This is a genomic window from Acinetobacter calcoaceticus DSM 30006 = CIP 81.8 (assembly GCF_000368965.1).
Taxonomy (GTDB): Bacteria; Pseudomonadota; Gammaproteobacteria; order Pseudomonadales; family Moraxellaceae; genus Acinetobacter; species Acinetobacter calcoaceticus.
Map to the genome: position 1 here is coordinate 41,584 of NZ_KB849778.1, position 12,855 is coordinate 54,438.

The window sequence follows — 12,855 nt, forward strand, 5'->3', positions numbered from 1 at the left end:
AGTGCGCTTATCCCTTAGGATGAGCAGTCGTTTTTCTCATTAATGTTTGATTATCATATTGATGAGATGTTAAGTGCGCTTGTAGCTGAGCCATAAAGTCCATAACAACGACAACTACGATTAGTAATGATGTACCACCCAAAGAGAATGGGATCCCAAAAGAACTTTGCAGAATCATTGGCATTAAACAAATGACCGTAATATAAATCGCACCAATAAACGTCAAACGATTAAGAATATGATCTAAGTAACGAGCAGTTTGCTCACCTGGGCGAATACCAGGCACATAAGCTCCGCTGCGTTTTAGATTTTCTGATACTTCCTTAGGGCTAAATACTAAAGCCGTATAAAAGTAACAGAAAAAGATAATTAACGCACCAAAGAGCACCAAATACAAAGGCTGTCCAGGCGACAATACTAAAGCTAAATCTTGTAAGCTACGTTTAATTAATCCAGCATTTGCATCTGCACTTCCTACCCATTGACCAAGACTCGCTGGGAACAATAGTAAAGAACTTGCAAAAATCGCAGGAATCACACCAGCCATATTAATTTTCAATGGCAAATGTGTCTGCTGTGCCGTAAATATACGACGACCTTGCTGCTTTTGTGCATAGTTTACTGGAATACGACGTTGTGCTTTTTCAATAAACACAATGGCAGCCAACACACCTAAAGACAAAAGACCAAAGATCACAAGACCAATTAAGCTTGTCTGACCATTATCTACTGATGAAACTGATTGCATAATTAGGTTAGGCAAACCAGAAACGATACCAGCAAAAATAATCATTGAGATACCGTTACCAATACCTCTTTCAGTGATTTGTTCACCTAGCCACATTAAGAACATAGTTCCAGCGACAAGTGATGTAACTGCTGGTATATAAAACTCAAGACCAACTGACAGAGTAATACCCTGACCAATCAAACCTGCGCACATACCAACTGCCTGAACCACTGCAAGCAATAATGTACCCTGACGCGTATATTGATTAATTTTACGCTTACCTTGCTCACCTTCCTTTTTCAAGGCCTCTAGTGAAGGAATTACCGTAGACATTAACTGCACAATAATTGATGCAGAAATGTAAGGCATAATCCCTAAAGCAAGAATAGACATTCGCTCTAAAGCACCGCCAGAAAACATATTGAATAGCCCAAGAATAGTTCCTTGGTTCGCTTGAAATAAATTTTCTAACGCAGCATTATTAATGCCTGGTACTGGAATATGCGCTCCTAGTCGAAAGACCAGCAATGCACCGATTAGAAAACTCATCCGGCGAATAATTTCACGATATTTCACGTGAAATGGCTGACCTTTCATCATGTTGACATGACCTGAAGAACTAGGAGACATAGACACTCGAGATTACTCCTCGACTTTGCCGCCAGCTGCTTCAATTGCAGCTTTAGCGCCTTTAGTCAATGCAACACCTTGAACAGTGAATGCACGAGTGATTTCACCAGAAAGTACGATACGAGCACGAATTTGGTCACGACGAACAACATTCGCAGCTTTCAAAGTCTCTAGGCTAACGATGTCGCCTTCAACCTTGCTTAACTCAGATAAACGTACTTCAGCAGTTTTTAAAGCGATTTGGCTAGTGAAACCGAATTTAGGTAAACGACGATAAATCGCTGTTTGACCGCCTTCAAAGCCTGGACGAACGCCACCACTTTTACGTGATTTTTGACCTTTGACACCACGGCCACCGGTCTTACCAACGCCAGAACCGATACCACGGCCTAAACGACGGTTTTCACGTTTTGCACCTTCTGCAGGCGCAAGCTCATTTAAACGCAGAGTCATGGCTTATTCCTCTACACTAACCATATAGTAGACTTTGTTGACCATACCGCGGTTAGAAGGCGTATCTTGCACTTCTACAGTATGACCAATACGACGCAGACCTAAACCTTGTAAGCAAAGCTTGTGATTTTTCAAGCGATGTGAAGAAGATTTAGTCTGGGTAACTTTAATCGTTTTCATGATTGATTACCCTTGAATTTCTGCTACTGATTTACCACGTTTCGCAGCGACTTTCTCAGGAGAAGTCATATCACGCAAACCTTTAAAAGTTGCGTTTACTACGTTTGCAGCATTAGTAGAACCATAACATTTAGCAAGTACGTTATGCACGCCTGCAGCTTCTAGAACGGCACGCATTGCGCCACCAGCGATTACGCCAGTACCTTCAGAAGCAGGTTGCATGTATACACGGCTTGCACCATGACGAGCATTCACAGGGTGTTGTAAAGTAGTACCTGCAAGGTCTACAGTAATCATGTTGCGACGTGCAGCTTCAAGTGCTTTAGAAATAGCAGCTGGAACTTCACGTGCTTTACCACGACCAAAACCAACACGACCATTACCATCACCCACAACAGTTAATGCTGTGAAAGAGAAGATACGACCGCCCTTAACAACTTTGGCTACACGATCAACGGCAACCAGCTTTTCAACAAGACCTTCGTTTTGTTCAACTTTAGCCATGATTAGAACTCCAAGCCGTTTTCACGAGCAGCATCAGCCAAGGCTTTGATACGACCATGATATTTAAAACCAGAACGGTCAAATGCAACTTTAGTTACACCAGCTGCTTTCGCGCGCTCTGCGATTAAAGTGCCTACTTTAGTAGCCGCATCTACATTACCTGTAGTACCGCTACGTAAAGATGCATCCAAAGTTGAAGCTTGTGCTAAAACTTTGCCACCATCTGCTGAAATAACTTGAGCATAGATGTGACGCGGAGTGCGGTTTACACACAAACGAGTCGCACCCAATGCACGGATGTGCAAGCGTGTGCTTTTCGCACGACGCAAACGGGTTTGTTTCTTTTCGTTCATAAGAACCTCGCGCCTTATTTCTTCTTAGCTTCTTTACGAAGAATGACTTCATCCGAATAGCGAACACCTTTACCTTTATATGGTTCAGGAGAACGATACGCACGGATTTCTGCCGCTACTTGACCTAACAACTGCTTGTTTGCTGATTTCAAAATGATTTCAGTTGCAGTTGGAGTTTCCGCTGTTACACTTTCAGGTAAAGCGTAGTCAATTGGGTGTGAAAAACCAAGGTTAAGGTTTACAACAGTACCCTTAACCGCAGCTTTATAACCAACACCAACTAGCTGCAACTTACGTTCGAAGCCTTCACTAACCCCTTTTACAAGGTTATTCAATACAGCGCGAGCAGTACCAGCTTGCATCCAAGCATCTTTCGATTCTTTAACTGGAGCAAGTTGAAGTTTACCTTCTTCCTGTTTTAGCTCGACCAGCGCATGCAGGTTGAAAGACAACGTACCTTTGCTGCCTTTCACTTCGACCTGCCGGCCGTTCTGAGTAACTGTTACACCATTCGGTACAGTTACTGGGGCTTTAGCCACACGAGACATGAGGAATCACCTATTAAGAAACAAAAGCAATAACTTCACCACCAACGCCCGCAGCACGTGCAGCGCGATCAGTCATGATGCCTTTGCTTGTAGAAACAATTGCAATACCTAAACCTTGCTTAACGCTTGGAAGTTTATCTTTACCGCGGTATTGGCGAAGACCTGGACGGCTTACGCGTTTAACCACTTCGATAACTGGTTTGCCTTCGAAATATTTTAAAGTAATTGTCAAAGTAGATTTTGTCTCTTCTTGAGCAACTTCTACATTTGAAACATAACCTTCTTGTTGAAGAACGTTTGCAATTGCAACTTTCAACTTAGAAGAAGGCATAGAAACAGTTTGTTTCTTAGCCATTTGTGCGTTACGAACACGTGTTAGCATGTCGGCAACGGTATCTTGCATACTCATTTAGTCGCTCCTTACCAGCTTGCCTTAACAACGCCTGGTACATCACCCTGCATTACTGTGTCACGTAATTTGTTACGGCTTAAACCGAACTTACGGAAGTAACCATGAGGACGACCAGTTAAACCACAACGGTTACGAAGACGTACCGGAGATGCATTACGTGGCAATGCTTGTAACTTTAACGTCGCTTCGAAACGCTCTTCTTCAGTTGCGTTTACATTTGCAATTGTAGCTTTTAATTCAGCACGTTTTGCAGCGTATTTAGCAACTGTTTTTTCGCGTTTCAATTCGCGATTAATCATACCTTTCTTAGCCATATCGACCTCTTATTTGAACGGGAAGCCGAATGCACGCATAAGCGCACGGCCTTCGTCATCGGTGCGAGCAGTCGTAGTAATAGTAATATCCATACCACGAATACGATCAATCTTATCGAAATCGATTTCAGGGAAAACGATTTGCTCTTTCAAACCCATTGAGTAGTTACCACGACCATCAAATGATTTCGAAGAGAAACCACGGAAGTCACGGATACGAGGGATTGCGATTGAGATCAAACGATCCAAGAATTCGTACATTTGGTCGCCACGTAAAGTAACTTTACAACCAATCGGCCACCCATCACGGATTTTAAAACCTGCGATAGATTTACGAGCAAGTGTAATTACTGGTTTTTGACCAGCAATTAATTGCATGTCGACTACAGCACCATCTAATAATTTCTTATCAGTTGCAGCTGCGCCTACACCCATGTTTAGGGTGATTTTTGTGATGCGTGGAATTTCCATCACGTTCTTAACGCTAAGTTCTTCTTTTAACTTGGCTTTAAGTTCATCATTGTAACGTGCTTTAAGTCTGGCCATCGCCTTTTCAACCTATTACTTCGCTACCGCCACTGATTCACCATTTGATTTATAAACGCGAGTTTTCACGCCATCAATCACTTGGTAACCAACACGGTCAGCCTTCTGGGTTGTAGCATTTAAAATTGCCACGTTTGAAATATGAAGCGAAGCTTCTTGAGTAACAATACCGCCTTCAGCGCCAGTTACACGATTCGGCTTTTGATGCTTCTTCACTAAGTTAAGGCCTTCAACCTTAACGCGGTCTTCAGAAACAGACAATACAGTACCCTGTTTGCCTTTTTCTTTACCTGCGATCACAATAACTTGATCGCCTTTTTTAATCTTAGCCATGATTGCCTCTTATAGAACTTCAGGAGCCAATGAAATGATTTTCATGAACTGTTCAGTACGAAGTTCACGAGTCACTGGTCCGAAGATACGAGTAGCAATCGGAGCTTTGTTGTTGTTCAGGATAACTGCAGCATTATCATCAAAACGGATCACAGAACCATCTGGACGACGAATGCCGAATTTAGTACGAACTACAACCGCATTCATCACGTCACCTTTTTTAACACGTGCGCGTGGGATTGCTTCTTTTACAGTAACTTTAATAATGTCGCCAACAGAAGCATAACGACGATGTGAACCACCAAGTACTTTAATACATTGTACGCGGCGAGCACCACTGTTGTCTGCTACGTCGAGCATAGTTTCGGTTTGAATCATTGCCCTACTCCAAAACCGAGCATCACCGGTCACAATTTCGAAAGGCTCAAAGAGTACTCGAAATTGACCGATGATGCAACAAGAACGTCGAATTACTCAGCAGCTGCTTCAACTACTTCCACTAAAGTCCAAGCTTTAGTTTTAGAAATTGGGCGGCTTTCTTTAATGGTCACAACATCACCAATTTTAGCGACGTTATTCTCATCATGAGCGTGTAACTTAGTTGAACGGCGAATTGACTTGCCATACAACGGGTGTTGAACGCGGCGTTCAATAAGAACAACAATAGATTTATCCATTTTGTCACTTACGACTTTGCCGGTTAACGTGCGGACTGTTTTTTCACTCATTGTCCGTTCCCCTGTTTTTCGGTAAGGAGTGTCTTAATACGAGCAATTGTCTTACGAGCAACTTGCACTTCGTGCGATTTACCCAACTGACCAGTTGCTTTCGCCATACGAAGACGGAATTGGTTAAGCTGTTGCTCATCAAGCAAAGCTTTCAACTCTTCTACCGACTTTTCACGTAAATCTTTAGTTTTCATTACATTACCGTCCGAGTCACGATAGTGGTTTTAAACGGAAGTTTAGCAGCAGCTAAAGCAAATGCTTCACGCGCTAATTCTTCGTTCACACCTTCAATTTCGTACAGGATCTTGCCTGGTTGGATCTGGCAAACCCAGTATTCCACGCTACCCTTACCTTTACCCATACGCACTTCAAGAGGCTTTTGAGTAATTGGCTTATCCGGGAATACGCGAATAAAGATTTTACCACCACGCTTAATACGGCGGCTAATAGTACGACGTGCAGCTTCAATCTGACGCGCAGTCATACGACCACGTTCAGTTGCTTTAATTGCAATCGAACCAAATGATACTGTACTACCACGATGCGCTAGACCAGTATTACGGCCTTTGTGCACCTTACGGAATTTGGTACGTTTAGGTTGCAACATGGATTATTCTCCCTTGTCAGCAGCACGGTCACCGCGACGACCACGACGCTCTTGACCTTCACCACGACCACGACCACGTTTAGCTGGACGATCTTCAGCAGGAGCAGGGTTCATGACTTGTTTCATGCCACCTAAAATCTCGCCACGGAAAATCCAAACTTTAACACCAATCGTACCGTAAGTTGTTTCTGCACGCACAGTTGCATAGTCAATGTCTGCACGCAATGTATGCAAAGGTACACGACCTTCACGATACCATTCAGTACGAGCAATCTCTGCACCACCTAAACGGCCAGACACTTCAACTTTGATACCTTTAGCACCAGCACGCATAGTGTTTTGAACCGCACGCTTCATAGCACGACGGAACATTACACGCTTTTCTAATTGAGAAGCAATTGCTTCAGCAACTAAACGCGCATCTAAGTCTGGGCGATCAATTTCATTGATACTTACTTGCGCAGGAACACCCATAATGCTGGTAAGTTCGCGCTGTAATTTCTCAATATCTTCGCCTTTTTTACCGATTACGATACCAGGACGAGCTGTGCTAATTGTTACTTTAGCAGCGCCTGATGGACGTTCGATAAGAATGTTGCTGATCATCGCATTCTTAAGTTTTTTATTTAAAAACTCACGAACTTGAAGATCTTTAAGCAAGTATTCAGCGTATTGTTTCGGACTCGCATACCAGTTAGCGTTATGACGTTTCACAACACCTAGGCGGATACCGATTGGATGAACCTTCTGACCCATATCAAACCCCTACCTTAACGGTGATGTGACAAGTACGCTTAGTAATACGATCTGCACGGCCTTTAGCACGTGGCATAATACGTTTAAGGCTAACGCCTTCATCAACGTAAATCGTAGAAACTTTAAGATCATCAACATCTAAACTGTTATTGTGTTCAGCGTTTGCAATCGCAGATTCCAATGCTTTTTTTACTAAAACAGCAGCTTTTTTATTGCTGAAGTTTAAAATATTTAAAGCATGCGCAACAGATTTGCCGCGAATAAGATCTGCAACCAAACGTGCCTTTTGTGCCGAGATAGCGGCACCGCGTAATTTAGCAGTTACTTCCATCATGACACCTATTAACGTTTAGACTTCTTGTCAACACCGTGACCACGATAGGTACGAGTTGGCGCGAATTCACCGAGTTTATGACCAACCATATGCTCAGTAACAATTACTGGAACGTGATTACGACCATTATGAACAGAAATTGTTAAACCAACAAAATCTGGAAGGATCATCGAACGACGAGACCAAGTTTTAATCGGCTTGCGAGAGTTACTAGCAACAGCCGCTTCAACCTTAGCGAACAAGTGCGCATCGACGAATGGGCCTTTTTTCAGAGAACGAGGCATTAGTCAGATTCCTTTACTTGACGCGACGGTCGCGAATAATCATCTTAGTCGTACGCTTATTGGTACGTGTCTTGTACCCTTTAGCTTTTTGACCCCATGGGCTTACAGGTTGAATACCTTTATTACGCCCTTCACCACCACCGTGCGGGTGATCAACTGGGTTCATCGCCATACCACGTACGGTAGGACGAACACCACGCCAGCGCGCAGCACCAGCTTTACCCAATGAGCGAAGGTTGCTTTCTTGGTTAGAAACTTCACCAATTACAGCGCGGCATTCAACATGAATTTTACGCATTTCGCCTGAACGAAGACGAACAATCGCGTAAGAACCATCACGACCCAACAACTGAACAGAAGTACCGGCAGAACGGGCTAATTGCGCACCCTTACCAATTTTAAGTTCAACGTTATGAAGTGTAGAACCGATCGGCATATTACGAAGTGGCAAACAGTTACCTGGACGAATTGGAGCATCGTTACCAGATTGTACTTTATCGCCAGCACGTAAGCCTTTAGGTGCAATGATATAACGACGCTCACCATCAGCATATTTCAACAAAGCAATATGTGCTGTACGGTTAGGATCGTATTCAATGCGCTCTACAACAGCTGGGATGCTGTCTTTATTACGCTTAAAGTCAACGATACGATAGTGTTGCTTATGACCACCACCAACGTGACGAGTTGTAATGTGACCGTTATTATTACGACCACCAGTACGTTTTTTTGCTTCAACCAACGGTGAGTAAGGCGCGCCTTTGTGAAGGTGATCATGAACCACTTTCTCTACAAAGCGACGTCCTGGAGACGTTGGCTTACATTTTTGAATCGGCATAATTTTCGTCCTTATTCCGCTGCGCTTTCAGCGGTATCGCCCAAGTCAGCCATTTCAACATCTTGGCCGGCTTTCAGGGTGACGTATGCTTTTTTAACATCAGAACGACGTCCCAATGTTTTACCAAAGCGCTTAGTTTTACCTTTAGTAATAGTAGTGTTAACTTTAACAACTTCTACACCAAAAAGTTTTTCAACTGCTTTTTTGACTTCAAGTTTAGTAGCATTAATATCTACTTTAAATACTTGAACGCCAACAGTATCACCTAGAACTTGTGCCTTTTCTGAGAAGACTGGTCCTTTAAGGACTTGATAGATACGTTCGTTGTTCATCCGAGTTCTACCTCAATTTTCTTAGCAGCAGCTACAGACATAACAACTTTATCAAACGCGATCAAGCTTACAGGATCGATTGCAGTTGCATCCACCACATCTACATGTGGAAGGTTGCGTGCTGCAAGATATAAGTTCTCATCTACAGCTTCAGTAACGATCAATGCACGAGCGGCATTTAAATCGCCAAGCTTAGCAAGCAATTCTTTAGTTTTTGGAGCTGCAATAGCAAACTCTTCAACTAATACAAGACGATCTTGGCGAACAAGTTCAGCTAAGATACATTGCATTGCACCGCGGTACATTTTGCGGTTTACTTTTTGAGACCAATCTTGTGGACGAGCAGCAAAAGTTTTACCACCACCAACCCAGATAGGGCTACGAGTAGAACCCGCACGAGCACGACCAGTACCTTTTTGACGGAATGGTTTTTTACCACCGCCAGAAACGTCTGCACGTGACTTCTGAGCACGAGTACCTTGACGACCACCTGCTAAATAAGCAGTAACAACTTGGTGTACAAGAGCTTCGTTAAATTCACGTCCGAAAGCAACTTCAGACAATTCAACAGCAGAGCCGGAAACAGTTTTCAAATTCACGGTATTTCCCCTCAGGCCTTGATGGTAGGACGTACAATCACGTCACCGCCAGTTGAACCAGGAATTGCACCTTTAACAACTAAAACAGAACGTTCAGCGTCAATAGATACGATTTCAAGACCTTGTACTGTTACGCGTTCATCACCTAAGTGACCAGCCATTTTTTTGCCTTTGAACACGCGACCAGGAGTTTGGTTTTGACCTGTAGAACCTAATACACGGTGAGAAACTGAGTTACCGTGAGTAGCGTCTTGGGTACGGAAGTTCCAACGCTTAACACCACCTTGGAAACCTTTACCTTTTGATTGACCAGTTACGTCAACAACTTGACCAACTGTGAACAAATCAACACCAATAGTACCGCCAACTTCACGACCTTCAAGCTCAGCTTCAGTAACACGGAACTCTTTAACCAAACGACCAGCAGCAACACCAGCTTTCGCAAAGTGACCTTTCTGAGCGTTAGTTACGCGAGATTCGCGACGTTCACCAGTAGTTACTTGAACAGCTTGATAACCATCAGTTTCAAGTGTTTTGATTTGCGTAATGCGGTTTGGATCGACTTCGATGACTGTAACAGGTACAGAAACACCTGCATCTGTAAAGATGCGAGTCATACCACATTTGCGACCGACTAAACCAATAGCCATGTGCATAAACCTCTAAAAAAGCGGCCTAATTAACTTAAAAGTTAATCAACCGAAAGCCTTAACCCAAAGCGATCTGAACATCAACACCAGCCGCAAGATCTAATTTCATCAATGCATCAACAGTTTTATCTGTAGGTTGAACGATGTCGATCAAACGTTTGTAGGTGCGGATTTCGTACTGGTCACGCGCATCTTTGTTAACGTGCGGTGAAGTAAGAACGTTGAAGCGTTCGATGCGAGTAGGCATCGGAATTGGACCACAAACTTGTGCGCCAGTACGCTTAGCGGTTTCTACGATCTCTTGAGCAGATTGATCAATCAGACGATGATCAAAAGACTTCAAACGGATACGAATTCTCTGGTTAGACATACCAGTAAACTCCAAGCCAAACATATAAAGAATCACCCTTGACGCATCTCACCCATTGGTAAGTGTCAAAGGCAGTGAAAATCACTAAGGTCATGATCGATGCCACGACTGTAATGCACATTTACCACTTTCTTCGCAGTAAATGCCCCTCCTATTTGAGGGTCGCTCATTATAACGATTGTTTAAGTCTTATGCAATTCTCTTTTTCTATTTTCTCCACAAAACCTGCTTTGATCGAGCATTCAGAGCTCATCTAGGCATTTATTACAAACTCAATAGCTTTATTTAGGAGTTGATTACCTTGCTCAAATTTTTGTGCTTCTGAATACTGTAGTTCACGCGTAGATTGAACATATTCTCCGTCAAAAATAGACAACTCCTCTTCATCTTCAAGTAAGAGCTCTAAAGCTGCTGGTGTCATCTCTGGATGAAACTGAAAACCAAGCACATTTTTTCCAATCTGATACATCTGATTGCGACAAGCTCTGCTCTCCGCCAAATGTATAGCGCCTTTAGGTATTTCAAATGTCTCACTATGCCACTGCATAACATTTATCTTTTCAGGTAACGGAAAGCTTTCTTGAGGTAAATTTGCAACTCTCTGGACCGTTGACCAGCCAAGTTCCTGATAGCGATTACGGCTCACCGCTGCACCCAATGCATTAGCAATCAATTGCCCCCCTAAACAAAGACCAATAGCAGGCTTTCCTGCTGCCAAATAACGGCGCAGCCATCTTTTCTCTATCTTTAGCCATGGAAAATTTGCCTCATCATTTACACTCATCGTTCCACCCATAACCAGTAACAAATCAACTTCTTCGATTCTTGGTAAAGCCTCTATTTCAAGTGATCGATCAACCGGAAGTGCAAAGAACTCCGTAGAGCTAATGGTCGCGTGGTGGGCTTTTAAAAATGAGTAACAACTTCCAAATCCCTCACCCACAATGTGTTGAAAATAGTGAACTCGTAAATGCGACTTCATGCGCTTAAACCTATTGTTGTTAGAATGTTGTAGTGGTCTTTGCAAAAATAAAGCCAAGTTTTTATTTTATGGGTCTACTGTAACGAAACGTCTTATAAAACTTCGTAAATCTAGCGAAGAACTTAAATTTCTCTTAATCTAACTTTATTATCAAAAATGCAACGCACTATGAAAAAGCATAACGACTTCCAGACTCGCCTCATCCACGCACCAAGAAAGGCTCCGCAATTTATCGAAACAGTGCAACCACCCTTATTTCGTGCATCCACTATTATTTTTAAATCAACTTCGCACCTTTTTGATCGCCATTGGACTGATGATTACGACTATAGCTATGGCACGCATGGTACCCCCACTACCTTCACCTTAGGCGACAATATTGCGCAAATTGAAGGTGGACTGCATTGTTTACTTGCACCGAGTGGCCTATCAGCAATTAATGTTGTGAACTCAGCATTTTTAAGCACTAATGATGAAGTATGGGTCCCAGACAACATTTATGGACCAAATCTAGAACATTTAAATCATCTACAAAATCAATATGGCGTTATTGTTAAAGTATATAACCCTATTGACGCTTCAAGTTTTCAACCGACTGAAAAAAGTAAACTATTATGGTTAGAGGCTGCGGGTTCGGTTACTTTAGAATTCCCTGATCTTAAAAATCTAGTTAAAAAAGCTAAAAAACATGGTGTATTAACAGCCCTAGATAACACTTGGGGAGCTGGGCTCGCGTTTAATGCTTTTAATTTTTCAGATGAACACTTATCAGTCGACTTAACCGTCCACGCTTTAACCAAATATCCAAGTGGTGGCGGTGACATCTTAATGGGTAGCATTGTAACTCGTGATGATAAACTCCATCATCGTTTGTTCCGTACGCATGCCATTTTAGGTATTGCAGTTTCAGGAGACGATGCGGCTCAAGTCCAACGCAGCCTTGCTCATATGTCTTTACGCTATGAACAACAATCAGAGAATGCTCAAACTTTACTTAAATGGCTAAAAGACCAATCTCAATTTGCACAAGTTCTACATCCAAGTGATGAGACCGCCCCAGGCCATCAATATTTGCAAGAAATCTGCACAAATGGTCAAAGTGCTGGCTTAGTCAGCGTTATTTTCAAACCAGATTATGACATTACCGCAGTACGTCGCTTTTGCGATGCATTAGAGTTATTTAAACTCGGTTTTAGCTGGGGAGGACCAGTTAGCCTGATCATGCTTTATGATTTAAAAATGATGAGAAAACTTGAGAATACACATTTACAACAAGGTTTATTAGTTCGCTTCTGTATAGGACTGGAAGATCCGCAAGATTTAATTCAAGATATCGAAAATGCACTGAAACAACTGTAAAAACGACAACATT

Annotated in this window: 23 protein-coding genes and 1 pseudogene; 1 reads left to right on the forward strand and 23 read right to left on the reverse strand. The window is 42.7% G+C overall.

The genetic code is table 11. The annotated features are described in order from the left end of the window. Positions 1-7: 7 nt before the first annotated feature. The 23 genes and pseudogenes from secY to F936_RS00335 form a co-directional block, all read right to left on the reverse strand. Positions 8-1,327, reverse strand: coding sequence for a preprotein translocase subunit SecY (gene secY, locus F936_RS00225; RefSeq protein WP_171056784.1), 1,320 nt, complete (start codon positions 1,325-1,327; stop codon positions 8-10). A 45-nt stretch (positions 1,328-1,372) separates the two neighbouring features. After that, entirely contained in the window at positions 1,373-1,813 is a 441-nt protein-coding gene (gene rplO, locus F936_RS00230; protein ID WP_003653650.1) for a 50S ribosomal protein L15, read from the reverse strand. A 3-nt stretch (positions 1,814-1,816) separates the two neighbouring features. Continuing rightward, positions 1,817-1,993, reverse strand: a complete 177-nt coding sequence (rpmD, locus tag F936_RS00235; protein ID WP_003653652.1) for a 50S ribosomal protein L30 — start codon at positions 1,991-1,993, stop codon at positions 1,817-1,819. A 6-nt stretch (positions 1,994-1,999) separates the two neighbouring features. Further along, a complete protein-coding gene (gene rpsE, locus F936_RS00240; RefSeq protein ID WP_003653653.1) occupies positions 2,000-2,497 on the reverse strand; it encodes a 30S ribosomal protein S5 in 498 nt (165 codons plus the stop codon). Positions 2,498-2,499: 2 nt separating this feature from the next. Next, on the reverse strand, positions 2,500-2,850 hold the full coding sequence (rplR, locus tag F936_RS00245; protein WP_005043857.1) for a 50S ribosomal protein L18: 351 nt from the start codon (positions 2,848-2,850) through the stop codon (positions 2,500-2,502). Positions 2,851-2,864: 14 nt separating this feature from the next. Further along, positions 2,865-3,398: a 50S ribosomal protein L6 gene (gene rplF / locus F936_RS00250; RefSeq protein WP_003653655.1), complete on the reverse strand. Its 534-nt coding sequence runs from the start codon at positions 3,396-3,398 to the stop codon at positions 2,865-2,867. 13 nt (positions 3,399-3,411) lie between these two features. Then, on the reverse strand, positions 3,412-3,807 hold the full coding sequence (gene rpsH / locus F936_RS00255; protein WP_003653656.1) for a 30S ribosomal protein S8: 396 nt from the start codon (positions 3,805-3,807) through the stop codon (positions 3,412-3,414). A gap of 11 nt (positions 3,808-3,818) precedes the next feature. Next, a complete protein-coding gene (gene rpsN, locus F936_RS00260) occupies positions 3,819-4,124 on the reverse strand; it encodes a 30S ribosomal protein S14 (RefSeq protein ID WP_003653657.1) in 306 nt (101 codons plus the stop codon). A gap of 9 nt (positions 4,125-4,133) precedes the next feature. Next, positions 4,134-4,670 (reverse strand): 50S ribosomal protein L5, encoded by a 537-nt coding sequence (gene rplE / locus F936_RS00265; protein WP_003653658.1) that lies wholly within the window; start codon positions 4,668-4,670, stop codon positions 4,134-4,136. Between the two features lie 15 nt (positions 4,671-4,685). Then, entirely contained in the window at positions 4,686-5,003 is a 318-nt protein-coding gene (rplX, locus tag F936_RS00270) for a 50S ribosomal protein L24 (protein ID WP_002116820.1), read from the reverse strand. Between the two features lie 9 nt (positions 5,004-5,012). Then, entirely contained in the window at positions 5,013-5,381 is a 369-nt protein-coding gene (gene rplN / locus F936_RS00275) for a 50S ribosomal protein L14 (protein ID WP_001982634.1), read from the reverse strand. A gap of 92 nt (positions 5,382-5,473) precedes the next feature. Next, complete coding sequence (gene rpsQ / locus F936_RS00280) at positions 5,474-5,731, reverse strand: 30S ribosomal protein S17 (RefSeq protein WP_001291845.1); 258 nt, start codon at positions 5,729-5,731, stop codon at positions 5,474-5,476. Continuing rightward, complete coding sequence (gene rpmC / locus F936_RS00285) at positions 5,728-5,925, reverse strand: 50S ribosomal protein L29 (protein WP_000849928.1); 198 nt, start codon at positions 5,923-5,925, stop codon at positions 5,728-5,730. Before rpmC ends, rpsQ begins: the two co-directional genes overlap by 4 nt. Beyond that, entirely contained in the window at positions 5,925-6,338 is a 414-nt protein-coding gene (gene rplP / locus F936_RS00290; RefSeq protein ID WP_002049688.1) for a 50S ribosomal protein L16, read from the reverse strand. The genes rpmC and rplP overlap by 1 nt, the downstream gene beginning before the upstream one ends. Next, a pseudogene (gene rpsC, locus F936_RS00295) lies at positions 6,278-7,094 on the reverse strand (30S ribosomal protein S3). Before rpsC ends, rplP begins: the two are co-directional and overlap by 61 nt. A 1-nt stretch (position 7,095) precedes the next feature. Further along, positions 7,096-7,425: a 50S ribosomal protein L22 gene (gene rplV, locus F936_RS00300; RefSeq protein WP_004639524.1), complete on the reverse strand. Its 330-nt coding sequence runs from the start codon at positions 7,423-7,425 to the stop codon at positions 7,096-7,098. Between the two features lie 11 nt (positions 7,426-7,436). Continuing rightward, positions 7,437-7,712 carry a 30S ribosomal protein S19 gene (gene rpsS, locus F936_RS00305; protein WP_001138119.1) on the reverse strand — a complete coding sequence of 92 codons (276 nt, stop codon included), beginning with the start codon at positions 7,710-7,712 and terminating at the stop codon, positions 7,437-7,439. Between the two features lie 13 nt (positions 7,713-7,725). After that, positions 7,726-8,550: a 50S ribosomal protein L2 gene (gene rplB, locus F936_RS00310; RefSeq protein WP_003653661.1), complete on the reverse strand. Its 825-nt coding sequence runs from the start codon at positions 8,548-8,550 to the stop codon at positions 7,726-7,728. 11 nt (positions 8,551-8,561) lie between these two features. Then, positions 8,562-8,882 carry a 50S ribosomal protein L23 gene (gene rplW / locus F936_RS00315; protein WP_003653662.1) on the reverse strand — a complete coding sequence of 107 codons (321 nt, stop codon included), beginning with the start codon at positions 8,880-8,882 and terminating at the stop codon, positions 8,562-8,564. Next, positions 8,879-9,481 carry a 50S ribosomal protein L4 gene (rplD, locus tag F936_RS00320; RefSeq protein ID WP_003653663.1) on the reverse strand — a complete coding sequence of 201 codons (603 nt, stop codon included), beginning with the start codon at positions 9,479-9,481 and terminating at the stop codon, positions 8,879-8,881. Before rplD ends, rplW begins: the two co-directional genes overlap by 4 nt. 11 nt (positions 9,482-9,492) lie before the next feature. Further along, on the reverse strand, positions 9,493-10,131 hold the full coding sequence (rplC, locus tag F936_RS00325) for a 50S ribosomal protein L3 (protein WP_004639526.1): 639 nt from the start codon (positions 10,129-10,131) through the stop codon (positions 9,493-9,495). Between the two features lie 58 nt (positions 10,132-10,189). Beyond that, positions 10,190-10,501 (reverse strand): 30S ribosomal protein S10, encoded by a 312-nt coding sequence (rpsJ, locus tag F936_RS00330; RefSeq protein ID WP_000070912.1) that lies wholly within the window; start codon positions 10,499-10,501, stop codon positions 10,190-10,192. A 253-nt stretch (positions 10,502-10,754) separates the two neighbouring features. After that, positions 10,755-11,483 carry a type 1 glutamine amidotransferase gene (locus F936_RS00335; RefSeq protein WP_005043862.1) on the reverse strand — a complete coding sequence of 243 codons (729 nt, stop codon included), beginning with the start codon at positions 11,481-11,483 and terminating at the stop codon, positions 10,755-10,757. A 168-nt stretch (positions 11,484-11,651) separates the two neighbouring features. On the opposite strand from F936_RS00335, the gene F936_RS00340 reads away from it, so the two are divergent. Beyond that, positions 11,652-12,842 (forward strand): PLP-dependent transferase, encoded by a 1,191-nt coding sequence (locus F936_RS00340; RefSeq protein WP_016801713.1) that lies wholly within the window; start codon positions 11,652-11,654, stop codon positions 12,840-12,842. Positions 12,843-12,855 lie beyond the last annotated feature (13 nt).

What these genes read in the sequence shown, in the direction of transcription:
- rplX (WP_002116820.1), bottom strand. Translation starts at nt 5,003, where the DNA reads ATGGCTAAGATTAAAAAAGGCGATCAAGTTATTGTGATCGCAGGTAAA.
- F936_RS00340 (WP_016801713.1), top strand. Translation starts at nt 11,652, where the DNA reads ATGAAAAAGCATAACGACTTCCAGACTCGCCTCATCCACGCACCAAGA.
- rplB (WP_003653661.1), bottom strand. Translation starts at nt 8,550, where the DNA reads ATGCCGATTCAAAAATGTAAGCCAACGTCTCCAGGACGTCGCTTTGTA.
- rplP (WP_002049688.1), bottom strand. Translation starts at nt 6,338, where the DNA reads ATGTTGCAACCTAAACGTACCAAATTCCGTAAGGTGCACAAAGGCCGT.
- rplR (WP_005043857.1), bottom strand. Translation starts at nt 2,850, where the DNA reads ATGAACGAAAAGAAACAAACCCGTTTGCGTCGTGCGAAAAGCACACGC.
- rpsH (WP_003653656.1), bottom strand. Translation starts at nt 3,807, where the DNA reads ATGAGTATGCAAGATACCGTTGCCGACATGCTAACACGTGTTCGTAAC.
- rpsN (WP_003653657.1), bottom strand. Translation starts at nt 4,124, where the DNA reads ATGGCTAAGAAAGGTATGATTAATCGCGAATTGAAACGCGAAAAAACA.
- rplF (WP_003653655.1), bottom strand. Translation starts at nt 3,398, where the DNA reads ATGTCTCGTGTGGCTAAAGCCCCAGTAACTGTACCGAATGGTGTAACA.
- rpmC (WP_000849928.1), bottom strand. Translation starts at nt 5,925, where the DNA reads ATGAAAACTAAAGATTTACGTGAAAAGTCGGTAGAAGAGTTGAAAGCT.
- rpsE (WP_003653653.1), bottom strand. Translation starts at nt 2,497, where the DNA reads ATGGCTAAAGTTGAACAAAACGAAGGTCTTGTTGAAAAGCTGGTTGCC.
- rpmD (WP_003653652.1), bottom strand. Translation starts at nt 1,993, where the DNA reads ATGAAAACGATTAAAGTTACCCAGACTAAATCTTCTTCACATCGCTTG.
- F936_RS00335 (WP_005043862.1), bottom strand. Translation starts at nt 11,483, where the DNA reads ATGAAGTCGCATTTACGAGTTCACTATTTTCAACACATTGTGGGTGAG.
- rplV (WP_004639524.1), bottom strand. Translation starts at nt 7,425, where the DNA reads ATGGAAGTAACTGCTAAATTACGCGGTGCCGCTATCTCGGCACAAAAG.
- rplW (WP_003653662.1), bottom strand. Translation starts at nt 8,882, where the DNA reads ATGAACAACGAACGTATCTATCAAGTCCTTAAAGGACCAGTCTTCTCA.
- rplE (WP_003653658.1), bottom strand. Translation starts at nt 4,670, where the DNA reads ATGGCCAGACTTAAAGCACGTTACAATGATGAACTTAAAGCCAAGTTA.
- rpsS (WP_001138119.1), bottom strand. Translation starts at nt 7,712, where the DNA reads ATGCCTCGTTCTCTGAAAAAAGGCCCATTCGTCGATGCGCACTTGTTC.
- rplC (WP_004639526.1), bottom strand. Translation starts at nt 10,131, where the DNA reads ATGGCTATTGGTTTAGTCGGTCGCAAATGTGGTATGACTCGCATCTTT.
- secY (WP_171056784.1), bottom strand. Translation starts at nt 1,327, where the DNA reads ATGAAAGGTCAGCCATTTCACGTGAAATATCGTGAAATTATTCGCCGG.
- rpsJ (WP_000070912.1), bottom strand. Translation starts at nt 10,501, where the DNA reads ATGTCTAACCAGAGAATTCGTATCCGTTTGAAGTCTTTTGATCATCGT.
- rplO (WP_003653650.1), bottom strand. Translation starts at nt 1,813, where the DNA reads ATGACTCTGCGTTTAAATGAGCTTGCGCCTGCAGAAGGTGCAAAACGT.
- rplN (WP_001982634.1), bottom strand. Translation starts at nt 5,381, where the DNA reads ATGATTCAAACCGAAACTATGCTCGACGTAGCAGACAACAGTGGTGCT.
- rpsQ (WP_001291845.1), bottom strand. Translation starts at nt 5,731, where the DNA reads ATGAGTGAAAAAACAGTCCGCACGTTAACCGGCAAAGTCGTAAGTGAC.